The organism is Subtercola boreus, assembly GCF_003399635.1.
GTDB classification, from domain to species: Bacteria; Actinomycetota; Actinomycetes; order Actinomycetales; family Microbacteriaceae; genus Subtercola; species Subtercola boreus_B.
In genome coordinates, this window is sequence record NZ_NBXB01000013.1 from 13918 (window position 1) to 39713 (window position 25796).

At 68.0% G+C, this 25796-nt stretch carries 26 protein-coding genes; 16 read left to right on the forward strand and 10 right to left on the reverse strand.

What is annotated here, in order from left to right; translation table 11 throughout:
- The 3 genes from B7R22_RS04365 (at position 1) to B7R22_RS04375 (ending at position 2915) form a co-directional block, all read left to right on the forward strand.
- Positions 1-759 (forward strand): lysophospholipid acyltransferase family protein, encoded by a 759-nt coding sequence (locus B7R22_RS04365; protein ID WP_116410589.1) that lies wholly within the window; start codon positions 1-3, stop codon positions 757-759.
- Between the two features lie 73 nt (positions 760-832).
- Entirely contained in the window at positions 833-1924 is a 1092-nt protein-coding gene (locus B7R22_RS04370; RefSeq protein WP_253258877.1) for an NAD(P)H-dependent glycerol-3-phosphate dehydrogenase, read from the forward strand.
- On the forward strand, positions 1827-2915 hold the full coding sequence (locus tag B7R22_RS04375) for a D-alanine--D-alanine ligase family protein (protein WP_116410591.1): 1089 nt from the start codon (positions 1827-1829) through the stop codon (positions 2913-2915). The genes B7R22_RS04370 and B7R22_RS04375 overlap by 98 nt, the downstream gene beginning before the upstream one ends.
- Positions 2916-3066: 151 nt before the next feature.
- Here B7R22_RS04375 and B7R22_RS04380 read toward each other — a convergent pair whose 3' ends face one another.
- The 3 genes from B7R22_RS04380 to B7R22_RS04390 all read right to left on the reverse strand — a co-directional run bounded on the left by B7R22_RS04380 (position 3067) and on the right by B7R22_RS04390 (position 5264).
- Positions 3067-3900, reverse strand: coding sequence for an aldo/keto reductase (locus tag B7R22_RS04380; RefSeq protein ID WP_116410592.1), 834 nt, complete (start codon positions 3898-3900; stop codon positions 3067-3069).
- A gap of 203 nt (positions 3901-4103) precedes the next feature.
- Positions 4104-4577, reverse strand: a complete 474-nt coding sequence (locus B7R22_RS04385) for a DUF2809 domain-containing protein (protein ID WP_116410593.1) — start codon at positions 4575-4577, stop codon at positions 4104-4106.
- A gap of 18 nt (positions 4578-4595) precedes the next feature.
- Positions 4596-5264: a DUF3515 family protein gene (locus B7R22_RS04390; protein ID WP_116410594.1), complete on the reverse strand. Its 669-nt coding sequence runs from the start codon at positions 5262-5264 to the stop codon at positions 4596-4598.
- Between the two features lie 23 nt (positions 5265-5287).
- On the opposite strand from B7R22_RS04390, the gene B7R22_RS04395 reads away from it, so the two are divergent.
- Both B7R22_RS04395 and B7R22_RS04400 read left to right on the forward strand, forming a co-directional pair.
- Complete coding sequence (locus tag B7R22_RS04395) at positions 5288-6487, forward strand: thiamine-phosphate kinase (RefSeq protein WP_116410595.1); 1200 nt, start codon at positions 5288-5290, stop codon at positions 6485-6487.
- Between the two features lie 56 nt (positions 6488-6543).
- Positions 6544-6882, forward strand: a complete 339-nt coding sequence (locus B7R22_RS04400) for a DUF7882 family protein (RefSeq protein ID WP_253258875.1) — start codon at positions 6544-6546, stop codon at positions 6880-6882.
- Between the two features lie 120 nt (positions 6883-7002).
- Here B7R22_RS04400 and B7R22_RS04405 read toward each other — a convergent pair whose 3' ends face one another.
- The 3 genes from B7R22_RS04405 to rsmD form a co-directional block, all read right to left on the reverse strand.
- On the reverse strand, positions 7003-8586 hold the full coding sequence (locus tag B7R22_RS04405) for an MDR family MFS transporter (protein ID WP_116410596.1): 1584 nt from the start codon (positions 8584-8586) through the stop codon (positions 7003-7005).
- Positions 8583-9203: a TetR/AcrR family transcriptional regulator gene (locus B7R22_RS04410; protein ID WP_116410597.1), complete on the reverse strand. Its 621-nt coding sequence runs from the start codon at positions 9201-9203 to the stop codon at positions 8583-8585. The genes B7R22_RS04405 and B7R22_RS04410 overlap by 4 nt, the downstream gene beginning before the upstream one ends.
- Before the next feature lie 97 nt (positions 9204-9300).
- Positions 9301-9882 (reverse strand): 16S rRNA (guanine(966)-N(2))-methyltransferase RsmD, encoded by a 582-nt coding sequence (gene rsmD, locus B7R22_RS04415; protein ID WP_116410598.1) that lies wholly within the window; start codon positions 9880-9882, stop codon positions 9301-9303.
- A gap of 51 nt (positions 9883-9933) precedes the next feature.
- On the opposite strand from rsmD, the gene B7R22_RS04420 reads away from it, so the two are divergent.
- From B7R22_RS04420 to cofC, 4 genes are read left to right on the forward strand one after another with little or no spacing between them, the layout of a single operon-like run.
- Entirely contained in the window at positions 9934-12252 is a 2319-nt protein-coding gene (locus tag B7R22_RS04420) for an ATP-dependent DNA helicase RecG (RefSeq protein ID WP_116410599.1), read from the forward strand.
- Positions 12253-12277: 25 nt separating this feature from the next.
- Positions 12278-12763 carry a pantetheine-phosphate adenylyltransferase gene (gene coaD, locus B7R22_RS04425; RefSeq protein WP_116410600.1) on the forward strand — a complete coding sequence of 162 codons (486 nt, stop codon included), beginning with the start codon at positions 12278-12280 and terminating at the stop codon, positions 12761-12763.
- 11 nt (positions 12764-12774) lie between these two features.
- A complete protein-coding gene (locus B7R22_RS04430; RefSeq protein WP_116410624.1) occupies positions 12775-13587 on the forward strand; it encodes a coenzyme F420-0:L-glutamate ligase in 813 nt (270 codons plus the stop codon).
- Positions 13587-14240, forward strand: a complete 654-nt coding sequence (cofC, locus tag B7R22_RS04435; protein WP_116410601.1) for a 2-phospho-L-lactate guanylyltransferase — start codon at positions 13587-13589, stop codon at positions 14238-14240. Before B7R22_RS04430 ends, cofC begins: the two co-directional genes overlap by 1 nt.
- Positions 14241-14332: 92 nt before the next feature.
- On the opposite strand, the gene B7R22_RS04440 is transcribed toward cofC, so the two are convergent.
- Complete coding sequence (locus tag B7R22_RS04440) at positions 14333-15259, reverse strand: spermidine synthase (RefSeq protein ID WP_116410602.1); 927 nt, start codon at positions 15257-15259, stop codon at positions 14333-14335.
- A 77-nt stretch (positions 15260-15336) separates the two neighbouring features.
- On the opposite strand from B7R22_RS04440, the gene B7R22_RS04445 reads away from it, so the two are divergent.
- On the forward strand, positions 15337-16320 hold the full coding sequence (locus B7R22_RS04445) for an alpha/beta fold hydrolase (RefSeq protein WP_116410603.1): 984 nt from the start codon (positions 15337-15339) through the stop codon (positions 16318-16320).
- Here the strand turns inward: B7R22_RS04445 and cofD are convergent.
- From cofD to B7R22_RS04460, 3 genes are read right to left on the reverse strand one after another with little or no spacing between them, the layout of a single operon-like run.
- Positions 16251-17303, reverse strand: a complete 1053-nt coding sequence (gene cofD, locus B7R22_RS04450; protein ID WP_116410604.1) for a 2-phospho-L-lactate transferase — start codon at positions 17301-17303, stop codon at positions 16251-16253. The two genes, B7R22_RS04445 and cofD, sit on opposite strands and share 70 nt — an antisense overlap.
- A gap of 60 nt (positions 17304-17363) precedes the next feature.
- Positions 17364-18272, reverse strand: coding sequence for an LLM class flavin-dependent oxidoreductase (locus B7R22_RS04455; protein ID WP_116410605.1), 909 nt, complete (start codon positions 18270-18272; stop codon positions 17364-17366).
- A 56-nt stretch (positions 18273-18328) separates the two neighbouring features.
- The gene (locus B7R22_RS04460; RefSeq protein ID WP_116410606.1) at positions 18329-19702 is read right to left on the reverse strand and encodes a PLP-dependent aminotransferase family protein; all 1374 of its coding nucleotides are present in this window, start codon (positions 19700-19702) and stop codon (positions 18329-18331) included.
- Between the two features lie 103 nt (positions 19703-19805).
- Here B7R22_RS04460 and B7R22_RS04465 point away from each other — a divergent pair, with 103 nt between their 5' ends.
- The 6 genes from B7R22_RS04465 (at position 19806) to B7R22_RS04490 (ending at position 25782) form a co-directional block, all read left to right on the forward strand.
- Positions 19806-20654 (forward strand): nitrilase-related carbon-nitrogen hydrolase, encoded by an 849-nt coding sequence (locus tag B7R22_RS04465; RefSeq protein ID WP_116410607.1) that lies wholly within the window; start codon positions 19806-19808, stop codon positions 20652-20654.
- Between the two features lie 27 nt (positions 20655-20681).
- Entirely contained in the window at positions 20682-22121 is a 1440-nt protein-coding gene (gene hydA, locus B7R22_RS04470) for a dihydropyrimidinase (protein WP_116410608.1), read from the forward strand.
- Between the two features lie 76 nt (positions 22122-22197).
- Positions 22198-23214: a TIGR03842 family LLM class F420-dependent oxidoreductase gene (locus B7R22_RS04475; RefSeq protein WP_116410609.1), complete on the forward strand. Its 1017-nt coding sequence runs from the start codon at positions 22198-22200 to the stop codon at positions 23212-23214.
- Entirely contained in the window at positions 23211-24110 is a 900-nt protein-coding gene (locus B7R22_RS04480; protein ID WP_116410610.1) for an ABC transporter permease, read from the forward strand. Before B7R22_RS04475 ends, B7R22_RS04480 begins: the two co-directional genes overlap by 4 nt.
- Complete coding sequence (locus tag B7R22_RS04485; RefSeq protein ID WP_116410611.1) at positions 24107-24952, forward strand: ABC transporter ATP-binding protein; 846 nt, start codon at positions 24107-24109, stop codon at positions 24950-24952. Before B7R22_RS04480 ends, B7R22_RS04485 begins: the two co-directional genes overlap by 4 nt.
- Complete coding sequence (locus B7R22_RS04490; protein WP_253258876.1) at positions 24949-25782, forward strand: ABC transporter permease; 834 nt, start codon at positions 24949-24951, stop codon at positions 25780-25782. The genes B7R22_RS04485 and B7R22_RS04490 overlap by 4 nt, the downstream gene beginning before the upstream one ends.
- The last annotated feature ends 14 nt before the right edge of the window (positions 25783-25796 follow it).

Here is a 25796-nt window from a genome sequence, read left to right on the forward strand (position 1 = left end):
GTGGGCGTGGCTGGGGGCCAGGCCGATTCGCGCCGCTCGGAGAAGAACCTCACCTTTCGCCTGCTGGCCGCCCCGGTCATCCCGGTGGTCGCCCTGTTGGCGAAGCTCGAGGTTCAGGATGCCCAGAAGCTCCCGCGCGCGGGAGCCTTCGTGTTGACACCGAACCACTACAGCGACATCGATCCGGTCATCATCGGCTGGTCGGTCTGGCGGCTCGGTCGGGTTCCGCGGTTCCTCGCCAAGGCGTCGCTGTTCGAGGTTCCGGTGCTCGGCAGGGCGCTCCGGGCGATCAAACAGGTGCCCGTCGAGCGGTCGGGCCGTACGCACGGCAACAATCCGCTCGACGCGGCTCTTTCGTTGACCTCGGCGGGGGAGGGTGTGATCGTCTACCCCGAGGGCACGCTGACCCGAGACCCTGGGCTCTGGCCGATGCGGGGCAAGAGCGGCGCCGTGCGGATCGCGCTCGAGAACGGTCTGCCGGTCATCCCGGTCGCCCACTGGGGAACCCAGGCGATCCTGCCCCGGTGGAGCAAGAAGATCAGCGTGTTCCCGCGGAAGACGGTTCACATCAAGTACGGCGACGAGGTCGACCTCGCGCGTTTCCGGGGAGCGCCGCTCACCCAGTCGGCGCTTGCCGAGGCGACGGCGCTGGTGATGGATGCCATCACCAGACTTCTCGAAGACCTTCGGGGCGAGAGAGCGCCGACCGAGCGCTGGAACCCGGCCGAGCACGACCAGAGCGAATACGGGCGACTGTGAGAACCCGACGGTGAGCCCCCTCTTCGGGCGGCGGAAGCCCCCGATCGTCGTTCCGCCCGTGCCGCAGGTCACCATCCTGGGGGCGGGCAGCTGGGGCACGACGTTCGCCAAGATCCTCGCCGACGGCGGTGCCGACGTGACGCTCTGGGCCAGGCGACCCGAGCTCGCGCGGGAGATCGGCCTGGCCAAGCGCAACAGCGACTACCTCCCGGGCATCAACCTGCCGCCGAGCATCCGGGCGACGTCGTCGCTCGCGGAGGCCGTCGGGTCGTCAGCGTTCGTGTTCGTGTCGATTCCAAGCCAGTCGCTGCGGTCCAACCTCGCTGCGCTCTCTGGGCTGATCGGGCCCGAGACGATCGTCATCAGCCTGATGAAGGGGGTCGAGAAGGGCACCGGCCTCCGGATGAGCGAGGTGCTCGAACAGGGGCTCGTCATTGATCGGGACCGGCTGGCCGTGGCATCCGGGCCCAACCTCGCCCTCGAGATCGCCAAGGAACAGCCGACGGCCGCGGTCATCTCGTCTGCCTCGCTGGCGACCGCTGAGGCTGTCGCAATGGTCGCCACCAATCGCTACTTCCGTTCGTTCGTGAACACGGATGTCATCGGTACCGAATTCGGCGGGGTGCTGAAGAACCTCATCGCCGTGGCGATCGGTATCGTCGACGGGGTGGGCTACGGCGAGAACACGAAGGCGTCGATCCTGACCCGTGGGCTTGCCGAGATGACCGATTTCGCCGTGGCCTTTGGTGCGCGCCCCGAGACGATGTCGGGGCTCGCCGGTCTCGGGGATCTCATTGCGACCTCCTCGTCTCCGCTCTCCCGCAACAACACGGCGGGCCGCCTGCTCGGCCAGGGCTACAGCTTCACCGATGTCGTCGCGCGCATGCAGCAGACCGCCGAGGGGCTCGCGTCGGTCGCGCCGATTCTCACACTGGCGGCAGCCCGCGGGGTCGACATGCCCATCGTGCAACAGGTGAGCCAGGTGCTTGCCGGTACGCTGAACCCTCGGGACATCGCGCCCCACCTCACAACCGATTCACTCGAACCCCAGGGCGAAAGGCCGATCGATGGCAGAAAGAACCGTGGTGGCCCTGCTCTTCGGCGGCCGTTCCAGCGAACACTCGATCAGTTGCGCAACGGCGGGCGGGGTGCTGGCGGCCATTGACCGCTCGCTCTACGAGGTGATCCCGATCGGTATCACCCGTGACGGAGCCTTCGTGCTCGAAGACGATGACGCTTCGAAGTTCACGCTCGACGCATCGGCCATGCCGTCGGTTCTCGACAACGGCACGCGGGTGGCCTGGCCGTCGTCTGCCCTGTCGCGCGAGCTGACGGTTCTGGATGCCGCGGGCGCCGCACGCTCACTCGGAGACATCGACGTGGTGTTCCCGATCCTGCACGGGCCGTGGGGCGAAGACGGAACCGTCCAGGGCCTGCTCGAACTCGTCTCTCTGCCGTACGTCGGGTCGGGCGTGCTCGCGTCGTCGCTCGGCATGGACAAGCACTTCACGAAGACCGTGCTCGCGGCATCCGGCATCGCCGTCGCGCCCTGGCAGACGGTGACTGCCGCGGCGTGGGCTGCGACGCCCACAGCGGTTCAGGATGCCGCGGCGTCTGCGCTCGCACTGCCGGTGTTCGTGAAGCCGGCGCGCGCGGGTTCGTCGGTCGGCGTGAGCAAGGTCAAAGACTGGTCCACGTTCGCCGCGGCAATGGAGGTCGCCTTCGCCGAGGACGACCGGGTGCTCGTCGAGGAGGGGATCGTCGGGCGCGAGGTGGAGTGCGGCGTACTGGGCTCCCTCGGTGGGGCGGAGCCCCGGGCATCCGTCGCCGGGGAGGTCGTGATGACCGACCGCGAGTTCTACGACTTCGATGCCAAATACCTCGGGGCTGCGGGCATCGAGCTGGTGTGCCCCGCCGTGTTGACCGACGCTGAGCTGGCCGAGATGCGGGAGCTCGCCGTGCGCGCCTTCACCGCGATCGGCTGTGAAGGGCTCGCGCGGGTCGACTTCTTTCTCACGCCGACAGGTTTCGTCGTAAACGAGATCAACACAATGCCCGGGTTCACGCCCATCAGCATGTTCCCCGCCTGCTGGATCGCCACCGGGGTCTCCTACCCCGCCCTGATCACGCACCTCCTTACCCTGGCCCTCGAGTAGCCCCCCGCCCCCGCCCCCTGCCCTCCCCCCGCCCCCTGACCACCCGACGCGATCCGCGGGCAAAAATGCACCCAAAACCGGAGTTATGGGTGCATTTCTGCCTGTCGTGGCCGTGGCGGGCGGTAGGAGAAGGAGAAGGTGAGGGTGCGGGTCAGTCGGGGATGTAGTTGAACTCGTCGGGGTTCGGGCCCGTGCGCTCGTCGCGGTTCAGGCCATCCAGGGCCGCGAGGTCAGCGTCGGTCAGTGCGAAGTCGAAGAGGGCGAAGTTCTCCTCGACGCGGGAGCGCGTCACCGACTTGGGGAAGACGATGTCGCCGCGCTGGATGTGCCAGCGCAGGGTGACCTGGGCGGGGGAATTTCCGAGGCGGTCGGCGATGGCCGTGATGGCCTCGTCGTCGAGCACCTTGCCCTGGGCGATGGGCGACCAGGCCTCGGTCGCGATGCCGTGTTCGGTGTCGAAGGCCCGCAGAACATCCTGCGTCAGGTACGGGTGCACCTCGATCTGGTTGACGGCGGGCACGATCTCAGCCTCGTCGAACAGGCGCTGCAGGTGGTGCTGCTGGAAGTTCGAGACGCCGATGGCCTTGACCCGTCCCGAGGCGAGGATCTCCTCCATCGCCTTCCAGGTCTCGAGGTAGTCGCCGACCTTCGGCAGCGGCCAGTGGATCAGGAACAGGTCGAGGTACTCGAACCCCAGTGCCTCGAGCGTGCCGTCGAACGCCTTGAGCGCGGCATCCCGGGCGTGGAAGCCGTTGTTCAGCTTGCTCGTGACGAAGATGTCCTCGCGTGCGAGGCCCGACGCGGCAACGGCCTGCCCGACCTCTTTCTCGTTGCCGTACATCTCGGCCGTGTCGATGTGGCGGTAGCCGACTTCGAGGGCGGCGAGCGTGGCGTCCTTCGTGTCGGTGGGATGGATCTGGAACACGCCGAAGCCCAGCTGGGGGATCTCCACGCCGTTGTTCAGGGTCACTGTGGGAACTGTCATGCTTCCAACGCTACGCTCGCTTCGACAAGGCAGGCCAATTGGCAGCTGACCCTTGCGCTCGCGCGTCTGGATGCTCGTCATAGGCTTCAGGGCATGAGCAATCCGTTCTTCGAGTCCGGCACCGTGCCGTATGCGTTGCCGCCGTTCGAGGGGTGGCGTGCCGCAGAGATCGCTCCGCTCCTGGCGCGCCGAGGGCTGGACGGCTAGCGCTCGGGCGTGCGCGGCCCGACCGGCCGGGCCCGCAGGGCCCTGCGGGCGGTGGCGTCGAGCGCGGTGACGACGGCGATCCCCGCCGCGTAGGCGAGGAGGTCGACGGGCGAGAAGGTACTGCCGAGCAGCAGTGCAGCGGGTGGGAACGTGCTCGCGATGCTCAGGGGAACACCGGTGAGCTGGAAGAGCTCCACCGCGGCGCAGAGGACCAGGGCAACGAGGCCGACGCGCACCGGGTGCACTCGCGGTGCGATCACAGCGACCACGAGGTAGACGAGCACGGCGTAGAGCGCGTCGCCGGCGATGTCGCCAGGAGCGCCGGTGGCCTGGGTGTGCACGGAAAGCCCGGCGACGATCGTGACCAGCGCCGCGGAGCCCAACGCGAGGCGCCTCCGCAGTGTGCGGCTCCTCGGCAGTCCGTCGTGCGGCGGAATACCCGGGTCCGGAGCGGAGGCCGTGGGATCCATCAGGGCGGGGCGGGGGCGTCAGCCGGCCGGAGTCGGCGGAGTGGTCTCGATGACGAACGGCGCGCCGGTGTCAGCGGGTGCGGACGTGGCGGGATCGGGTATGGGGGCGGTGGCTCCGCCTGTTGCTCCACCGGTGGCGGGGTCGGTTGCCCCGCCCGTCGCTCCGCCCGTGGCGGTGCCTCCCGTTCCGAGCACATTATCGGGATTGGTGCAGACCGACGTCTGCGGGATGGAGGCGATGGCGCTCTGCAGGTCGATCAGCACGGTGGTCGCAGAGACCGCAGTGGAATCCACGATCACCTGGGTCGCAGGGTTCCGGCCGAACGTCGTGTAGGTGTAGCTGGGCTTCTCGGAGTCGTCTTCGATCCACTGGATGCTCTGGCCGGTCTGCCCGGTCGTTGTTCCGATGTCGAGGCAGGGGAGCGTCGTCGGGCCGTACTCGGCCACCCCGCAGCGGAGAAGCACCGAGGCAGGCGAACCCCACGCCGCCGTCGCCTGGGCATTCGTCTCACGGCTCGACTCGTCCGCGACCGTCAACGGAAGCCTCACCATCACTTCGGCGCACCCGGGGTCGGTGGCGCCGGCTGCGGGATCGAGAGCCACGGTCGGAGCGCAACCTGTCACGGCTGCGACGACGAGGGCAGCCGCGAGGGCACCCGGAACCAGGAGGCGTTTACGGGGAGGCATCACCAACAGGCTACCGTTGAGCTGTGGACACCCGTGGGGCAGACCCTCAGCTTTCGCGCGAAGACGCACCCGGCAACCCGCGTGCCGGAGGGCAGGCCGCCGCTTCGCCGGAGGACACCCTCGCCAGCGTCGGCGAGGTCGCTGCCCTGGCGCGCATCTTCCCTCGGCTGCCGGATGCCGACGCGGCGCTGGTCGGCCCGGGAGACGACGCCGCCGTCGTGGCCGCGCCCGACGGTCGGTTCGTGGTGACGACGGACACGATGATCCACGGCCCCGATTTCCGGCTCGCCTGGTCGACGCCGCACGATCTGGGCTGGAAGGCCGCCGTGACGAACCTGTCGGATGTCGCAGCGATGGGAGCCACGCCGAGCGCACTCGTCGTGGCTATCGCTGCACCACTCGGCACGACGGTCACTGCCCTCGAGGGCATCGCCGACGGGCTCCGGGACGCCTGCGCGGCGCTCTCACCCGGCACCGGCGTGGTCGGCGGAGACCTGTCGGTGTCGAACACCCTCGTGCTGGCGGTGACGGCGTTCGGAGACCTGGCTGGACGTGCGCCGGTACTGCGGTCGGGGGCGCGCCCGGGCGACCGGGTCGCCGTGGCGGGAGCGCTCGGCCTTGCGGGGGCGGGTATCGCCAAACTGTTCGCCGAGGGGCAGTCCGACGCCAGCGCGCCCGACGGCCTGCCACCAGGCACGCAGCACGGCCTGCCAAAAGTCGTGCCAGCGACCGGCCGTCAGGCCGGCATCCTCAGCCCCGACGTCGCCGCCGGGCGTGCTGTGCGTGCTGCGCACCCCGCCATTGTGGAGGCGCAGCTGGCGCCGGTCTCGCCTCTGGCAGCCGGACCGCGCGCGGCCGATGCCGGTGCCACCGCGATGCTCGACGTGTCTGACGGGCTGGTGCTCGACGCGGGGCGTATCGCCGTGGCGAGTGGGTGTTCTCTCGAGTTGTTCCATGACGCCATCGAAGCCGAAGGCCGGACCCTCCGGGAGCTCGACGGCTCGATCGGTGGAGACGCAGAGGATTTCGTGCTCTGTGGAGGAGAGGACCACTCCCTCCTTGCGACCTTCCCGCCGGGTGCGACACTGCCGGAGGAGTTCCGGGTGATCGGCGAGGTGCGCGAAGGGGAGGACGGGCATCCGCGGGTCACCGTGGGCGGCAGAGCCTACGTGAGGCCGGGTGGCTGGGACCCGTTCGACGACTGGAACGGCGCAATCGGCTGAGTCTGGATCCCCGATTAGACTGTGGGATTGTATTGGCGCGATCGAGCAGTGAACGCGTGACCTGGCTGAACGGAATGAGCGCGAACATGGGCAAACTGATCTATGGCACGCCTGGTGTGGAGATCGAGTTCGACGACCGGGTGCTCGCGCACCTGCGAGTGGTCATCGTCACGAAGCTCCGCCGGGCCGAGTCGTTCACAATGCAGTACGCCTACGGTCCGGATGCGGGAGCCGGTCACGCGTCTCTCTGGATGCATCCGTCGATTCCGCTGCAGTTCAAGTTCTACGGCAGCAAGGAGCCGGTGCTGAACCGTGCCTGGATCGAAGCGCTGATGCTCGGTGCGAGCACCACCGTCGGCCTGCAACTGCTCCCGGAGCCCGACCCCGGGCGCTGACGTTCCGACCCTCCCGAAACGCAGAGCCGACTTTCCCGTTTGCGCCGCCCTTCGGGCGTTTTGGTGCACAAACGGGAAAGTCGGCGTGGGTGGGCGAGGGGCGCGCGGGTGGGCGGACGCTCAGCGGCTGAGCGACGCACCTTCGGTAGCGGGAGCTGCGTCACGGTCGAGCGTCGTCGCCAGAGGCTTCTCCTTCACGAAGAAGAGCAGAACCGTCGCGATGAGCACTAGCGGCACCATGTAGAGGAACACTGGGGTCAGAGCGTCGTTGTACGACCCGACGATGATGTCGCGCACCGCGGACGGCAGGCTCCGCACCAGATCGGGTGTGAACGAATTGCTGCCACCGGCCGTGCCCGCACCGGCGGGAAGGCGCTCGGCCATCAGCGAGGTCAGCTTGGCGACGAACAGCGAACCGACCACGGCGGAGCCCAGTGAGGCACCGATCTGGCGGAAGTAGTTGTTCGACGCGGTCGCCGTGCCCACCTCACGGAGGGGGAAGGAGTTCTGAACGATGAGGATCAGTATCTGCATGCACATACCGAGCCCGATACCCATGATCGCGAGGTAGGCGCAGATGATCCAGACGGGCATCCCGGCAGTCATGGTCGACAGCAGCAGGAGCGCGACCGCCGTGATGACCGTGCCGATGATCGGCAGGAACTTGTAGTGGCCCGTGCGGCTGACCAGCTGGCCAGACCCGATCGAAATGACCAGCAGGCCCGCCATCAGCGGAATCAGCAGCAGACCGGCCTGGGTGGCGGTCGCCCCCGTCACCATCTGCATGTAGGTCGGCAGGTACGCCAGGGCTCCGAACATCGCGATGCCGATGATCAGGCCGGCGATCGTCGTCAGGTTGAAGTTGCGGTCCTTGAACAGATGCGGAGGCATGATCGGCTCCACGGCGCGCCGTTCGACCATGATGAAGGCGATCGCCGCCAGCACGGTTCCGGCGATCAGGCCGACGATGGTGGGCGAATCCCAGGCGTAGGTGTTGCCACCCCAGGTCGTGGTCAGCACGAGGCCGGTCGACGCGAGGGCCAGGAGCACCATGCCGGGGAAGTCGATCCGCGGCTTCGTCTGGGACCCCTTCGGCAGGTGCAGGAACATCACGGCTGACAGGATCGCCAGGAGGCCCAGGGGGATGTTCATCCAGAATCCCCATCGCCAGCCGGGACCCTCGGTGAACCAGCCGCCGAGCAGCGGACCGGCAACCGACGACAGCGCGAACACGCCGCCCATGATTCCCATGTACTTGCCGCGCTCGCGGGCAGGCACGACGTCGGCGATGATGGCCTGCGAGAGGATCATCAGCCCGCCGCCACCGAGGCCCTGGATGGCGCGGCCCACGATGAGCTGCCCCATGTCGGGGGCGAGCCCTCCTACGATCGAGCCGAGGATGAACAGGCTGATCGCCGCGATGAAGAGGCCCTTGCGGCCGATGAGGTCGCCGAGCTTGCCGTAGACCGGCAGCATGATGGTGGATGCCAGGATGTAGGCGGTGGTGACCCACAGCATGTACTGCACGCCGTTCAGTTCACCGACAATCGTGGGCAGTGCGGTGCTGAAGATGGTCTGGTCGAGCGATGCGAGCAGCATCGTCACCATCAGGCCGGCGAAGACGAGCAGGATGTTGCGTCTGGTTGCCTGATCGGCCGCAGGCGTTGGTGCTGCGGCGACTTTCGGTGCGGTTGCGGTACTCATTGGATCTTCTTCGTTACCTCTCTGACGAGCGAGACCGCTCGTGATTCAAGCTGTTCTGGGGGAGTTGTGCTGCCGGTGGCGACCCACTCCCTGATCGCGATCCGAACGCCGCTGCCGCAGAGCGCGAGCAGCATCTCGGCGTTGGTCTCTCGAGGGGACGGATCGGGATCGCTCTCGACGAGCGTTCTGACGGCGGCGATGAGTTCATCGGCCATGCGCGTCATCTGGTTGAGCTGCCGGGAGAGCAGCTCGGGGTGCGCCTTGACGAGGTTCATGCGCTGTTCGCGGAGGTCGGTCTCGCCGATCATCGGCGCGATGACCGCGAGCAGCAGCCGCACGACAGACGACACGAGCTCGCTGCCGTCGGCGCGAACGGTGTAGAGGCCGATCGTCTGGCTGGTGAGCTGGAAGTCGCGCACGCCCAGTACGGCGTCTTCCTTACTGTCGAAGTAGTTGAAGAACGTGCGCGGCGAGACTCCCGCTTCTTCGCTGATCGCATCGACGGTCGCCGGGGCCAGTCCGTCCCGAAGCGCGAGCGTGACCGCAGCGAGTTCAAGCCGGGCTCGTGTCTCGATGCGCTTGCGATCGCGCAGCCCGAGCTCGGAGGGAATATTCATAGCCGCAACTTTACGCTTTATGCAAAGTTACGCAAGTGCAAACTTGCAGTACTGCAGCTATTACTCAGATTGGGTGCGAATTCTGAGAGAACTCAGATCACGCCGTAGTGAGCCACCACAGCGTCGTCTCGCCGTAGTCCTTGCGGCGATCGGCCACCAGGGTCGCCGGAAGTGTCGGCTGAGGGGAGCGGGAGGTGCGTTCGACCACGATCACGGCGCCCGGCATGACCCGGGAGCCGAGCATCCGCAGACCGTCCGCCAGCTCGTCCTCGGGCAGGTCGTAGGGCGGGTCCACGAAGACGATGTCGAACGTCGAGACGGTCGCGGCGAGAAAATGCGCCACCGACTGGGTCAGAACGTGGATGCGCGGCTTCCCAGCGCCGCGCTGCCCGGCACCGGCGGCCGCCTTCTGGATGACCGCAGCATTGTTCTTCGCCACGCGGGCAGCCCCGGGGTTCTTCTCGACCAGGGTGATCTCCGCGGCGCCGCGACTGGCGGCTTCCAGTCCGAGCGCTCCCGAGCCGGCATACAGGTCGAGCACTGCGGAGCCGGCCACGACGCCTCGTGCTTCGAGGGCCGAGAAGATCGCCTCGCGCACGCGGTCGCTGGTCGGGCGCGTGCCTGTCGGCGGGACGGCGAGCCGCTGGGATCCGGCGTATCCGGCGATGATGCGGGTCATTGAAGAAACCCTAGCGCTCCCGCTGTCGGGGGCGACGCCTAGAATCGGCGTATGAATGCGGCGGCAGGTCCATCCGGAGGCAGGGCGAGTCGTGCAGCAGCCGCGCTCGCCGCACCGATCGACCCCGACATCGGGAAGGTGCCGCCGTCTCCCGCTGTTCCCCGGGGCAGCGCGACGCTCGACTCGAAGGTCGCGGCCATCCTCGGCGGCCGCACTGCCGGCGCCCTGCAGAAGGCGTTCGGCATCAGCACGGTCGCCGACATGCTCGCCCACTATCCGCGCCGTTACGCACGCCGGGGTGAACTGACCGCCCTCGACGAACTGCCCAAAGGCGAGACGGTGACGATCGTCGCCGAGGTGCGGTCGGTGTCGGAGCGCAGCATGAAGGCCCGCCGCGGCTCGATCCTCGAGGTCTCGATCTCCGACGGCCACGGCATCCTTTCGCTCACGTTCTTCAACCAGTCGTGGCGCGCGAACCAGCTCCGCCCCGGGGTGCGCGGAATCTTCGCCGGCAAGGTCTCCGACTACCGGGGGGCGCTGCAGCTCGCCCATCCCGACTACGAACTCTTCGACGACCTCACTCTTGACACGGGCTCCGCGTCGGCCAAGAAGTGGGCGGAGATGCCGATCCCGATCTATCCGGCGAGCGCGTCGATGGCGAGCTGGCAGGTGCAGAAGTCCGTCGAACTGGTTCTGGATGCCCTGGGTGCCGTCGGCGACCCGGTGCCGGTCGACGTGCGAACCGAGCGCGGTCTCGTCGACTTTCGTGAAGCGCTCGAACTCGTGCATCGCCCGCAGCGCGACAGCGACTGGAAACGGGCGCGGGAGGCGCTGCGGTACCAGGAGGCGTTCGTGCTCCAGATGGCACTGCTCGAACAGCGCCAGGCCGCGCATGCGCTGAAGGCCGTGCCACGCGTGCCGAAGCCCGGTGGCTACCTCGAACGGTTCGACCGTGCGCTCGCCTTCACCCTGACCGGCGACCAACAGCTCGTGGGCAGCGAGATCAGCACCGATCTGGCACGCGGCGAACCGATGAACCGCCTCGTCCAGGGTGAGGTGGGGTCGGGCAAGACGCTGGTGGCGCTGCGGGCGATGCTCGCCGTCGCCGACTCGGGCGGTCAGGCGGCCCTCCTCGCCCCCACCGAGGTGTTGGCCTCGCAGCATCTCCGCTCGATCGTCCGAACACTCGGCCCGGACCTCGCCGCCGAACTCGTTCCCACCCTGCACACCGGCCAGCTCCCCGTCGCGGCCCGGCGCAAGGCCCTGCTCCGGATGGTGTCGGGCCAGGCCAAGATCGTGATCGGCACCCATGCGCTCCTGAGCGACAACGTGCAGTTCTACGATCTCGGCCTCGTCGTCGTCGACGAGCAGCACCGCTTCGGAGTCGAACAGCGCGAGGCGCTCCGCAAGAAGGGCGCCCAACCCCCGCACGTGCTGGTGCTGACGGCCACGCCGATCCCGCGAACCGTGGCGATGACCGTGTTCGGCGACCTCGACATCTCGACGATCAGCGAGCTCCCTGCGGGTCGGCAGGGCATCTCGAGTTTCGTGGTGCCTCTCGCCGAGAAGCCCGGCTGGGTCGGGCGGATCTGGGAACGGACGGCCGAGGAGCTGGCGCTCGGTCGGCAGGCCTTCGTGGTCTGCCCCGCCATCGAACCCACCGTGGCCGAGAACGCCGACGCTCTCGAAGACGACAGTCTTGAAGACGACACTGAGGAGGCCGACGGCCCGGAGGGCGGGGCCGGGCCGAAACGCCCGCTCGCCTCGGTGTCGACCGTGCTGCTCGAGCTCCGCGCCAATCCCCTGCTGGCCAGGGCGCGCATCGAGCCCCTGCACGGCCGCATGACGGCCGATGAGAAAGACCAGACCATGCAGGCCTTCGCGGCCGGCGAGATCGACCTCCTGGTGGCCACAACGGTCATCGAGGTGGGTGTCGACGTTCCGAACGCCTCCACCATGGTGGTTCTGGATGCCGAGCGGTTCGGTGTCTCACAGCTGCACCAGCTCCGCGGCCGGGTGGGGAGAGGCAGCGTGCCGGGGCTCTGCCTCCTGGTGACGAACGCACCGCTCGAGACGCTCGGACGGGAGCGAGTGGATGCCGTGGCCTCCACCATCGACGGCTTCGAGCTCGCCCAGATCGATCTCGAGCTCCGCCGGGAGGGCAACGTGCTCGGCAGCAACCAGTCCGGCGGCCGGTCGTCGCTTCGTTTGCTCCGAGTGGTGAGCGACGGCGACCTCATCGGCGAGGCGAGGCAGGCCGCGGCAGAAGTGCTGGCCTCCGATGCCACGCTCGCCGGGCATCCGGAGCTGCGGGCGGCCCTCACGCGTCGACTCGACGAGAACGATCGGGCCTTCCTTGCGAAGAGCTGAGCCGGGGGCTTGCTAATCTGAGGGCATGAGCACCATTGCGGTCGTCCCCGGTTCGTTCGACCCGGTGACCCTCGGCCACCTCGATGTGATCGGGCGTGCCGCCGGGATCTTCGATGAAGTCCACGTGCTGGTGGTGCACAATCCCGACAAGTCGGCTCTGCTGCCGATCGCCCAGCGTGTCTCCCTCATCCAGCAGGCGATCGTCGACGGCGGTCTGCCGGGAAACATCATCGTCACCTCATGGAGCGTCGGCCTGCTGGTCGACTACTGCGTCGAGGTTGGCGCGAAAGTGCTCGTCAAGGGCATCCGCTCGCAAGTCGACGTGGCCTACGAGACGCCGATGGCGATCGTGAACCGCAACCTCTCGGGCGTGGAGACGGTCTTCCTGCTGCCCGACCCGGGGCACGCCCACGTCTCCAGTTCGCTCGTGCGCCAGGTCGCCGGTCTCGGTGGCGACGTCTCGCCCTACGTGCCGCCGGTGGTCGCCGAGTTCCTCCAGTCCCCCCGCTGACCTTGCCGGGCGTGAACGTGCCTGCGATCCAGGTGTATGCCGTCGCCGGCATGGGCGAGGTGGCGGCGGGTGATTCGCTCGACGAGCTCATCGCCGAGGCTCTCGCGGGGCAGGGCCTCGACGTCGAAGACGGCGACATCCTCGTCGTGACCAGCAAGATCGTGTCGAAGGCCGAGGGGCGTTCAGTGCGGGCGGATGATCGGGAAGAGGCCATCACGGCCGAGACCGTTCGCGTGGTCGCCACTCGCGCGCATCCGGGTGGCGTGACGCGGATAGTGGAGAACCGTCTCGGCATCGTGCAGGCCGCAGCCGGCGTGGATGCGAGCAACACGCCGGCCGGCACCGTGCTGCTGCTGCCGGTCGACCCCGATGCGTCGGCCAGGCGGCTCGCTGCAGCCCTCCGCGAGCGGCTCGGGGTTCGGGTGGGCATCCTCGTCTCCGACACGCTCGGGCGCGCGTGGCGCGAGGGCCAGACCGATGCCGCGATCGGTTCTGCCGGCGTGCTGGTCGTCGACGACCTGCGCGGGGGAATCGACACGTTCGGGCAGAGGCTCGAGGTCACGCAGATGGCCGTCGCCGATGAGATCGCCGCCGCCGCAGACCTGGTGAAGGGCAAGGCGAGCGGGATGCCCGTGGCGCTGGTGCGCGGGCTCTCGCAGTTCGTCGTCGAATCGCTCGAGACGCCTGCGCGGGCGTTGACGCGCACCGGGCCGACGGACATGTTCCGGCTCGGAACCGACGAGGCGCTCGCCGAGGGCCGGGCGGCCGGCTACGCCGAGGGTTTCGAGGCCGGGCGCCTGTCCGGGCTGGCCGAGCGGCCGTGATGGAGTGGATCGTCGTCGTCCCGGTGAAGGGATCGGATCTCTCGAAGACCCGGCTTGCGGATCTGCCTGCCTCAGTGCTCGAGCGGCGACGACTGGCCCTGGCTTTTGCGCTCGACACCGTGGAGGCGCTCCGCGCCTCGTCGCAGGTCGCGGAGATCCTCGTCGTGACGGGCGACACCGAGTCGGCCGCCGCGCTGTCGTCGCTCGGCGCCCGCATACTGGCCGACCCCGGCGAGGGGCTGAACGCGGCCATCACGGTGGGGATCACCGAGGCGCGGTGCCGACACCCTGAGGCCCCCGTCGCCGCGATCACGGCTGACCTGCCGTCGCTCACCACAGCGGATCTCGACGATGCGCTGCACGCTGCCGCCGGTCATACCGCAGCGTTCGTAGCTGATCTGCAGGGTGTCGGAACGACCACGATCACGGCCCAGCCCGGTGTGCCTCTCGTGCCCCGGTTCGGCCAGGGATCTGCGGCCGCTCATAGAGCGGCCGGGCTGGTGCCACTCGCGCTGCCGTCGTTTTCGACGATCCGCCGTGACGTGGATACCCCAGCTGATGTAGTGGATGCGGTGTCGACTTTCGGTAGATACACCCAACAGGTGTTGGCCGCCGACGCTGCAGACCCCCGAAGTTTCCCGGACCGGAGATGAGATATAATCGACTACGGGGCCGCGCCCGGCTCCACTGAATCCATTCGAATGGAGGTGACGTCGATGGGTACCATGAAACCTTCGCCGCGACCTTAGTCGCAAGCGTCACCGACATGATCTCCCGCACTGGGCGATGGGGAGTCGGTGGCGTCAAGGTCTGTCATGGGTTTGGCGCCTGAGATCCAGTTCCGCAGCTCGTGACCGGCGAGCACGCGCGGCGGATTGTGGTCGCCCACCGGCCAGCCCGGTGCTGCGAGGAGGTCGAGTGAGCGGTTCGAGGCGAGGATCACGATGTTGCCGGCGCGAACAGGGTCGGGAATGCTGTGAGGCTCCGGATCGGGACGGGTGTCGTCAAACATCCGCCTGTCCATCGTGACCACAACGTGATCGAAGAGCAGGCTGAGTGAGGCCGCCTGCCGACGGATGTACGCACATCCGGGCCCGTCGAGGAGGTTGACGGCGAGCATCCCGCCCGGAGCGCACATCGATTCCAGCTGAGTGTAGAACTCGATACTCGCGACCTGCGACCCGATTGTCGATCCCGCCCAGAGGTCGACCACAGTGACGTCGGCGCTCACCCATGGCGCGCGCGGATTGCCCGAATCGCTACCCGCACCACCGTCGACGATGGCTCGTGCGTCACCGAACAGGAGGCGCACATCGCTGCCCTCGCCGAGCGGCAGGATGCCGAGCACGTCGATGGTGCGCTCCGCCTCCGACTCCACCGCGTACTGCACCGATCCTGGCCGGGTGGCCTGGACGTAGCGGGGCAGGGTCAGGGCACCGGCGCCGAGGTGGGCGAAGACGAGGGGGACTCCCGCCGCTGCCCGGGTGTCGATGGCCCGGGCGATATGGCGGGCATAGTCGAAATCGACCAGGGTGGGGTCGGCCAGGCAGATCTGAGACTGTGGCACACCGTCGACGGTCAGGCGGTAGGTGCGTGTCGGTTCGTCGACGACCGATAGTTCTGCCTGCTGGCCGTTGACGACGCTTCGGTAGATGATCTCGTCGGCTGGCATTCCTCTACTCTATGACAGACGACAAAAACTCATCAACTGTGAGCTTTCGGTTTGGGCGCCCGTAACGAACACGTGTGATGAACCCCAGTGACCTTCCCACGTTCGCCCGCGACTACGGGCATTTCGGCGTGAGCTCCGATCCGGAGGCCTTCGGGCTCGAGACCTCCGTTGTCGACACATCGGCCGGGCCGATCACGGTCCGGCACGGCCGCCGTTCTCACCGGGCCGACGCAAGGGCGATCATCCTGCTGCACGGTGCGGCGGGCTCCTGGAGTACCTTCACGCCACTCCTGGCGGCTGCTTGGTTCCTTGCGGAGGCCGGCGGGCCCGCCCCGCTCGAAGACCTGGTGATTCCCGATCTCGCGGGCTGGGGCGATTCCGCTCTCGCGGCCAAGGCCGACGATCGCACCATTGAGGCCGTCGCCGCATCGGTGGCGGAGGTTGCCCGCTCCCTCGGCTACGGCCGGTGGATGATCGTGGGCCACTCCCTCGGCGGCTTCGTCGCCCTCGAACTCGCCGCCGCCCAGCAGACGGCCACCGAGCGTGTGCTCCTGGTCTCGCCGACGACGTTCGGCGTCGCAGCGGCCGTGCGGCACCCGTTCCGGGAGCTCCGGAACCTGCCCGCCTACGTCGGCATGCTCGGGGTGATGCGGGTGCTCTCGCGCCTCGGCCGGTTCGGCACGCGATTCGTCGCTGTGATCGGGCCGACCCGGTTCTTCCGACGGTCGATGGGGCCGCTGTTCGCCCACCCAGGCAGGATCGCGCAGAGTGTGTACCGTGCGCTCGCCGCCGAGGCTCGGCCCCTGTCGTTCGTGCTGGCGTCGGCTCGTGCGGGCGAGTACGACGCCAGGCGCTGGGCGGGCATCCGGTGCCCGGTTCGTTCGCTCCGCGGCAGCAGGGATGTCTTCGTCGCCGACGATGACCACGTTCGGCTGGCGGCGACGATCCCTGACTTCGAGGGCGGCATCCTCGACGATGCGGGCCACTTCGGTCAGATCGAGCGGCCCGTCGAGGTGCTCGAGCGGCTGTTCCCGGCCACCAGCGCGTCGGCGGCGAGCTGAGCAGCCTGGTCGACGGTGTTCATCCAGAGCGGAACGACGCTCACCCGGAGCCCGGCGGCCTGGATCCCGTCGGCGAGGGAGGCGTCCGATTCGTCGATCAGCCAGGCATCCAGAAGCCCGCCGTTCGCCCGGGAGCCGTAGTGCATCCCCACCGCATCGGCGGCCACGGCCACGCCGATGGCATCGAGACAGGCCTTGGCCATTCCGCGCACCGGCGAGCCCGAGATGATGGGTGAGACGCCGACCACGGGCGCGAGTGTCGACTGCAGGGCCTCCCGGATGCCCGGCACCGGCAGGATCGTGCCGATCGAGACCACGGGGTTCGACGGGGCGACCAGCACGACATCCGCGCCGAGAATCGCCTGCACGACGCCCGGCGCCGCCGTGGCGGACTCGAGACCGTGCTGTTCGAAACGAAGGGCCGGCAGTGACGCGCGGTAGTGCACCCACCACTCCTCGAAGTGCATGGTGCGGGTGCCGTCGGCCGCGTCGGGCCCGCCGACGACGCCGTTGCCGTCAGCAGCCACCACCACGTGCGTCTCGACCGGCTGGTCGCTCATCGGGAGCAGCGTGACCCCGAGATTCCAGCGCGCGGCGATCTCGGCCGTCACCTCGCTCAGTGTGAGTCCCTCGCGAAGGAGATGGGAGCGGGTGATGTGGGTGCCGAGGTCGAGGTCGCCCAGGGTGAACCAGGGCCAGCCCACCCCGTAGGCGGTCAGTTCGGCGCTCACCCGCTCGGATTCGCCGAGCCGTCCCCATCCGCGTACCTCATCGTTCGCGCCGCCGAGGGTGTACATGATCGAGTCGAGGTCGGGGCAGACCCGGAGCCCGGTCAGCCAGAGGTCGTCCCCGGTGTTCACGACCACCGTCACCTCGGCGCTCGTGCCACCGCTCCCGTCGGGGAGGGTGTCACGCAGATGCTGCCTCAGCCCCCGCAGGAACTTCGCTCCACCAACGCCACCGGCCAACACGGTTATCTTCACATTCCATCCTCACACCTGTGCTGCCGCCGACGAAACCGTGCGCCGCGCGGGGGCTCCGGCTCAGCGCCAGCCATCGAGCCGGGCCGCGACCTCCTCGAGCACCGACTCCGAAGCGGCATACACGCCCTCGGCCCGCGGCCAGTGCGTGATGACGTCGGTGAAGCCGAGACCGGATGCCCGCTCCACCATCCGCTCGAAAACCCCGGCGTTCGCCAGCGACACCTGCCCGCCCGAGTCGAGCGACAGATACCGGTCGATCGTCGCCGGGTCCCGTCCCTCCGCGTCTGCTGCGGATTCCAGCCGTTGCACCAGGGTCTCGACCGCGGCCCACCAGTCTTCGCCGACCGCACCGTCTGCCCCCGTGGTGACCCAGCCCCGGCCGAATCGGCTCACGAGTGCCAGGCCCTTCGGGCCGTTGGCTGCCAGAACGAAGGGAACGCGCGGCTCCTGCGCCGGCTGGCCCACCATTCGCGCATCGCGGGCGGTGTACCACTCGCCGTCGAACGTGATTCCGGATGATTCGGCCGCCCCCGGGGCATCCGGAGCCGCTTCAAACCGCAGCAGCCGGTCTGTCAGCTCGACGAATTCGGCGAAACGCTCGTGGCGCTGACGGGGCGTGAGCTCCTGCTGGCCGAGCACGAAGGCGTCGAAGCCGGTACCGCCGGAACCCACCCCGAGCAGGAAGCGGCCGCCTGAGATGTCGTCGAGGGTCGCCACCTCCTTCGCGAACGGAACGGGGTGACGGAAGTTCGGTGATGACACGAAGGTTCCGAGCCGGATGCGCGAGGTGACCGTTGCGGCTGCCGTGAGGGTCGGCATCGTCGCCCCCCACGGTTCACCGGCCAGCGATCGCCAGGAGAGGTGGTCGTAGGTCCACGCGTGGTCGAAGCCGAACTGCTCGGCGGCCTCCCATTTCGGGCGGGCCACGGCCCACGGGTCCTGGGGGAGGATGACGATTCCGAAGCGCATGCGCCCAGTCTAGGGATGCCCGCCGACACCGGCCCGGCGCAGAATGGATGGCCCGGTCAGACCGCCCGGATCACCCCGGGAGGCGTCTCCCCGAGGGCAGCCGCGGCGAGCAGTGCGGCAACCTCCTGCACGTCGTTCTGCACGAGACCTGCCGTCACCCTGACGTGCGCGCGCTGGCCGCCCCCGGGTTCCGTCGACGGCTGGAACGAGGTGCCCGCAGCCACCCGGATACCGCTCGCGGCCAACGACACCATGGCCCCCTTCTCGTCGCGCACCGGCAGCCAGAGGTTGATGCCGTCTGCCGAAGCGACAGTGAGCCCGTGGTTCTCGAGTGCCGCAGCGAGAGCCTGCTGGCGTGCCCGGTAGGTGTCACGGGCCTCGGCGACCTGCGCCGCCGACTCCGGAGCGGTGAGCAGCTCGAACAGGATCACCTGCAGCATCCGCGAGGTCCAGCCCGGCCCGAGCATCCGTCGCGCGACGATACGGTCGATGAGCGCGGACGGACCCGCGAGGGCTCCGATCCGCAGGTCGGGGCCGTGGGACTTCGCATAGCTCCGGATGTGCAGCACCCGGTGCGGCAGCCACGAGCCGAGGCTGAGCGCGGGCGCAGAACTGATCTCGGCCGAATGGTCGTCTTCGATGATCACCGGGTCTGTCAGGTGCGAATGCGCCCGCAGCACCCGCACGAGTTCCTCGGCGCGCCTCGGGGTCATGGATGCGCCGGTCGGATTGTGGGCCCGCGGCTGCAGGATGATCGCGGCCGGGTTCGTGGCGAGGGCCCGGGCCAGGGCTTCCGGCCGCATGCCGTGTTCGTCGATGGCGACGGGTACCCGCTCCGCCCCGAACTGTTCGAGCAGGTCGAAGAACGGCGGGAACGAGGGGTCTTCGACGAGCACCCGGTCGCCGTAGCGCACCACCATCTCGAGCGAGCGGGAGACCGCATCGAGTGCGCCGTCGAGAATCGTCAGGCTTTCGGGTGAGTAGGGCCAGGATGCCCGGAGCTGGCGTTCGAGTTCTGGCAGCACCCGCTGGGTGAGGTAGCTCGACGTGTCGGCCCGAGCGGGTACGCGGGCCAGGGCCAAGCCGAGGGAGGGGAGGAGGGCCGGATCGGGTGTGCCTGAGGAGAGGTCGAGGCGGGCCTCGACGTGAGTGCCGGCGAGTTCGGCGAAGTGGGAGGGCATCCAGGGCGTGCCGGCCTTCAGCACGAAGCTGCCTGCGCGGCCCCGGGAGGTGATGAGGCCGACCCCGGCGAGGGCCTGCCAGGCGCTCGAGACGGTCGCCGGGCTCACCCCGAGAGCGCGTGCGAGATCACGCACGGTGGGCAGCCGGTCGCCGGAGGCGATGCCGCCCGACCGTATCAATCGGGACACCGCCGCGGCGATGGCCTCGGGCGTCCTGTTCTCCACAGCCTCGACGATCTGGTCGATCATCCACACCTCTTGACTTATTTTTACGCCTGCGTCACAGTCTGAAACACGAGAGAAATGTTCAGAACCAATAATAACAAAACGGGCTTCGAGAGGAATTGCACCAATGACGGTTGTACGCGCAGCGATCACGCAGACGACCTGGACAGGCGACAAGGAGTCGATGATCCAGAAGCACGAGCAGTTCGCGCGGGATGCGGCGGCTGACGGTGCCCAGATCATCTGCTTCCAGGAGCTGTTCTACGGCCCCTACTTCGGAATCACCGAAGACAAGAAGTACTACCGCTACGCCGAGCCCGCCGACGGGCCGATCGTGCAACGGTTCGCCGCGCTCGCCAAGGAGCTGAACCTCGTCATCATCCTGCCGATCTACGAGGAGGACATCACGGGTGTGTACTACAACACCGCGGTGATCGTCGAATCTGACGGCACGATCCTCGGCAAGTACCGCAAACACCACATCCCGCACGTCGACCGGTTCTTCGAGAAGTTCTACTTCCGCCCGGGCAACATGGGCTACCCCGTCTTCGACACCTCTGTCGGCAAGATCGGCCTGTACATCTGCTATGACCGGCACTTCCCCGAGGGGTGGCGGGAACTCGGGCTGAACGGCGCGCACATGGTCTTCAACCCGAACGCCACCAAGCCGGGGCTGTCGAACCGTCTCTGGGAGGTCGAGGGGCCGGCCGCTGCGGTCGCGAACGGTTACTTCGTGATGCAGCCCAACCGGGTGGGCCGCGAAGACAACGAGTACGGCGAACTCGCCGTCGACTTCTACGGCACCAGCCAGGTGATCGACCCGCGCGGAAACTTCGTGGGCGAACGCGGATCCGGTACCGACGAAGAGATCCTGATCCGCGACCTCGATCTCGACCTGGTGCGTGAGATGCGCGACGACTGGCAGTTCTATCGCGACCGCCGGCCCGAGTCGTACACCTCGATCCCCAAGCCGTAGGTTGTTCGAAACGAGGGAGTTGAACCGATGAAGACACTCATTTCCAATGGCACCGTGGTGAACGCGACGGGTGTCGCCACCGCCGACGTGCTGATCGACGGCGAGACGATCGCGGCCGTGCTGGCGCCCGGATCGGCCCTGCTCGGGTTCGACGTCGCGGCCAACGTCGACCGGGTGATCGACGCGCGCGGCAAGTACGTCATCCCGGGCGGGATCGACGCACACACGCACATGGAGATGCCGTTCGGCGGCACCTTCGCGAGCGACACCTTCGAGACCGGCACCCGTGCGGCGGCGTGGGGCGGCACCACCTCGATCGTCGACTTCGTCGTGCAGTACGCGGGCGAGAACATCCTCGACCAGTACCAGGCGTGGCACCAGAAGGCCGCGGGAAACTGCGCCATCGACTACGGCTTCCACCAGATCCTCTCGGACGTGCAGGACTCCTCGCTCACGGCGATGGATGAACTGCTGAACGAAGGCGTCAGCTCGTTCAAGCTCTTCATGGCCTACAAGGGCGTCTTCCTGAGTGACGACGGCCAGATCGTCAAGGCGATGCAGCGCGCCAGCGAGAACGGTGCGCTGATGATGATGCATGCCGAGAACGGCAGCGTCATCGACCTGCTCGTGCAGCAGGCTGTGGCCCGCGGCGACACGTCCCCGTACTTCCATGGCACCACGCGTCCCTGGCAGGCCGAGGAGGAGGCCACCCACCGCGCGATCATGCTCGCGAACCTCACCGGTGCGCCGCTGTACATCGTGCACGTGAGCGCGAAGCAGGCCGTCGAACAGATCGCCATCGCCCGCGATCGCGGCCAGAACGTGTTCGCGGAGACCTGCCCGCAGTACCTCTACCTCTCGCTCGAAGAGCAGCTCGGGGCATCCAGTGCCGAATGGGGCGACTTCGAGGGTGCGAAGTGGGTCTGTTCCACCCCGTTGCGCTCGCGGGCAGAAGGTCACCAGCACCACATGTGGCAGGGGCTCCGCACGAACGACCTGCAGGTCATCTCCACCGACCACTGCCCGTTCTGCATGAAGGGCCAGAAGGACTTAGGGGTAGGCGACTTTTCGAAGATCCCGAACGGCATCGGTTCGGTCGAACACCGCATGGACCTGATCTACCAGGGTGTCGTGATGGGCGAGATCAGCCTGCCGCGCTGGGTCGAGCTCACGTCGACCACGCCCGCCCGCATGTTCGGCATGTACGGCAAGAAGGGTGTGATCCAGCCCGGAGCCGACGGAGACGTGGTGATCTACGACCCGAACGGCCACACCTCGATCGGCGTGGGTGAGGGCCGCTCGCACCACATGAACATGGACTACTCGGCCTGGGAGGGCTACGAGATCGACGGCCACGTCGACACCGTCATCTCCCGCGGCAAGGTCATCGTCGACGACAACGAATACCTCGGCACCAAGGGCGACGGCAAGTATTTCAAGCGCGGCCTTTCGCAGTATCTGATCTAGCCATATTCTGCGCAGCCGGTCCCCGCCCGGCTGCGCGTACGACACTCGGCCCCACCTCCTCGACAGAAAGCACCACATGGAATTCGGAGCAGTTCTCCAGACCCACCCGCCGGCGTCGCGCACCCTCGCGCTCGCGAAACTCGCCGAGCAGCACGGATTCGACTACGCGTGGACGTTCGACTCCCACCTGCTCTGGCAGGAGCCGTACGTCATCTACAGCCAGATCCTGAACGAGACGCACCGCATCAAGGTCGGCCCGATGGTGACGAACCCGGCGACCCGCGACTGGACGGTGACGGCATCCATCTTCGCGACCCTCAACGAGATGTACGGCAACCGCACCATCTGCGGCATCGGCCGGGGCGACTCAGCGGTGCGCACCACGAACGGTGCCCCGACGACGCTGAAGACCCTGCGGGAGTCGATCCACGTGATCCGGGAGCTGGCGAACAGCCGCTCAGTGGAGTACAACGGCGCGACCGTGCAGTTCCCCTGGAGCCGTGGCTCCGAACTCGAGGTCTGGGTGGCGGCCTACGGCCCGCTCGCGCTGAAGCTCACCGGGGAGGTCGGTGACGGCTTCATCCTGCAGCTCGCCGACGTCGACATCGCCGAATGGATGATCAAGACCGTCCGGAATGCGGCCGAGAAGGCCGGGCGTGACCCGATGTCCATCAAGTTCTGCGTGGCGGCGCCGATGTACGTCGGCGACGACTGGGAGCACATGCGTGACCAGTGCCGGTGGTTCGGAGGCATGGTCGGCAACCACGTGGCCGACATCGTGTCGAAGTACGGCACCGATTCGAACGTGCCGAAAGCGCTCACCGACTACATCGAAGCGCGCCAGGGCTACGACTACAACCAGCACGGCCTCGCCGGCAATGAGCACGCGAACTTCGTTCCCGACGAGATCGTCGACCGCTTCTGCCTGCTCGGCACGGCCGACCAGCACATCGAGAAGCTCAAGGCGCTGAAGGAGCTCGGCGTCGACCAGTTCGCGGGCTACCTCCAGCACGACAACAAAGAGGAGACCCTGCGGGTCTACGGCGAAGCCGTCATCCCGGCGATGCGAGAGCACATCACGGCGACCGCATGACGATGACAACGGGAGCGGGCCTGGCGCGCCGTCGCTGGAGCGCCCTGCTCTGGGGCCTGCTCGGCGTGGTGCTGCTCGCGGTCCTCTGGGAGGGCTACAAGGCGATCGGCCCGCCGACCGGCGTGGTGCTGTTCGACACGAGCATCCTGCCGAAGACCGACGACCGCTCCATGCCGCACCTCGTCGACATGCTGTCCCGGGCGATCGAGCCGGTGAACACGTCCGCAGGATCCCCGCCGGTCTGGGTGGCGGTCATCGGCGCGGCGCTCACCAGCCTCGGCGTCGCCGCAGTGGGCTGGGCGATCGGGTCGGTGGTCGGCTTCCTCATCGCGCTCCTCATGCAGCGCCTGCAGGTCGCCGAGCGCGCCGTGCTGCCCTGGCTCATCCTCAGCCAGACCGTGCCGCTCATCGCTCTCGCTCCGGTGATCGTCGCCTGGGGTGGCAAGATCCAGATCGGTGCCTTCTCCTGGGATCGCTGGATGTCCGTGGCCGTCATCGCCTCGTACCTGGCGTTCTTCCCGGTGGCCGTCGGTGCACTCCGCGGGCTGCAGTCGCCCGACACGATCCATGTCGAACTGATGCGAACGTACAACGCGGGCTGGTTCCGCACGCTGCTGAAGCTCCGGCTGCCCGCCAGCGTTCCCTACCTGCTTCCCGCCCTCCGGCTGGGGGCCGCGAGCGCCATCGTCGGCACGGTGGTGGCAGAGGTCTCGACCGGCTACAAGGGTGGCATCGGTCGCATGATCATCGAGTTCGCACAGTCGGGCACCTCCGACCCGGCCAAGGCCTACGCGCCGATCGCCGGCGCAGTAGTGCTCGGGCTGGTCTCGGCGGGAATCGTCGCGCTGATCGGCCTCACCCTCAAGCGTTTCAACCGACAGGAGGCGGCCTCATGACCGATACTGCCCGCACCACCGCTCCCACACCCTCCGAGGTGCTTCCGGCCATCTCCGTGCGTTCGGCCGGCAAGATCTTCACGGTGGCGAAGGGTGCCGAGGTTCAGGCGCTCACCGGCATCGACCTGACCGTCGCCCCGGGCGAGTTCGTCTCCCTCATCGGCCCCTCGGGCTGTGGCAAGAGCACCCTTCTCCGTCTGATCGCCGACCTCGACTCCGCCACCAGCGGCGAGATCCTCGTGTTCGGCAAGACTGCCCGGCAGGCCAGGCTCGACCAGGAGTACGGCATCGCCTTCCAGAGCGCGGGGCTCCTGCCGTGGCGATCTGTGCAGGCGAACATCGAGCTGCCGCTCGAACTGCACGGCGTGGGCAAGGCCGAGCGCGCCGCGCGAGCCGAAGAACTGATCGAACTCGTCGGGCTCACAGACTTCCGGAGCCGCTTCCCCGACCAGCTCTCCGGCGGCATGCAGCAACGGGTGGCCATTGCCCGCTCGCTCGCCGAGAGGCCGAAACTGCTGCTGATGGACGAACCGTTCGGCGCCCTCGACGAGATGACCCGCGAGCGCATGCAGCAGGAGCTCGTGCGCATCTGCTCGGAGACGGGCGCCGCTGTGGTCTTCGTCACGCACTCGATCCCCGAGGCCGTGTTCCTCTCCGACCGGGTCGTCGTGATGTCGCCGCGGCCGGGCCGCATCGTCGACATCGTGTCGGTGGATCTCGGTCCGGGTACCTCCCGCAGCGACTCCCTCCGCGAGAACCCGGCGTTCTTCGCCGGGGTGACCGCCGTGCGGGAAGCGCTCCACGGATCACCCGTCGCCCCCCTCGGAGCGGATCTCCGATGACGACCACCGTCTCCGCCGCTGCCATGGTCACCGATCCGTCTGCCGGCGGAGCGAGCGCCGGCCGAGGGGCCGCAGGGCGATCCGTCGCGCGCTCGGTGCTTCCCCCTGTCGTTCTCGGGGTGGCCTTCCTGCTCGTCTGGCAGCTCGCCGTGGTCGCCTTCGACATCAAGCCCTACCTGCTGCCGAGCCCGACCGACATCGTCGGCCAGATCGTCGTCGTCTTCCCGTTGCTCTGGTCCTCCCTGCTCGCAACCGGCCTGAATGCGCTGATCGGGCTCGTGCTCGGCGGTGTCCTCGCCGTCGTGCTCGCCCTTCTCGCCTCGCGGGTCACGATCTTCGACCGGATGATCGTGCCGATCGTCGCGGCCGTCGCCGTCGTTCCGATCGTCGCTCTCGCGCCCATCCTGAACACGATGTTCGGTTCGACCTCCGACACGCCCCGGCGGGTCGTCGTGCTGATCGTCGTCTTCGCGCCGATCTTCATCAACACACTCCGCGGCCTCCGCCAGGTGCGGCCGGTGCATCGTGACCTGATGCGGGCCTACGCCGCCTCGAACTGGCAGCTCACCCGTACCGTCACGCTCCCGGGGGCCGTTCCGTTCATCTTCACCGGTCTCCGCATCGCGGCGCCGCTAGCCGTGATCTCTGCCATCGTCGCGGAGTACTTCGGCGGGCTGCAGAACGGTCTCGGTTCCCGCATCACCTCCGCCGCGGCGAACAGCGCCTACCCCCGGGCCTGGGCCTACGTGTTCGGCGCGATCATCCTGGGCCTCGTCTTCTACGGCGTCACCCTGCTGCTCGAACGGCTCGCGAGCCGCCGCCGGGCCTGAGAACGTTCCACCCG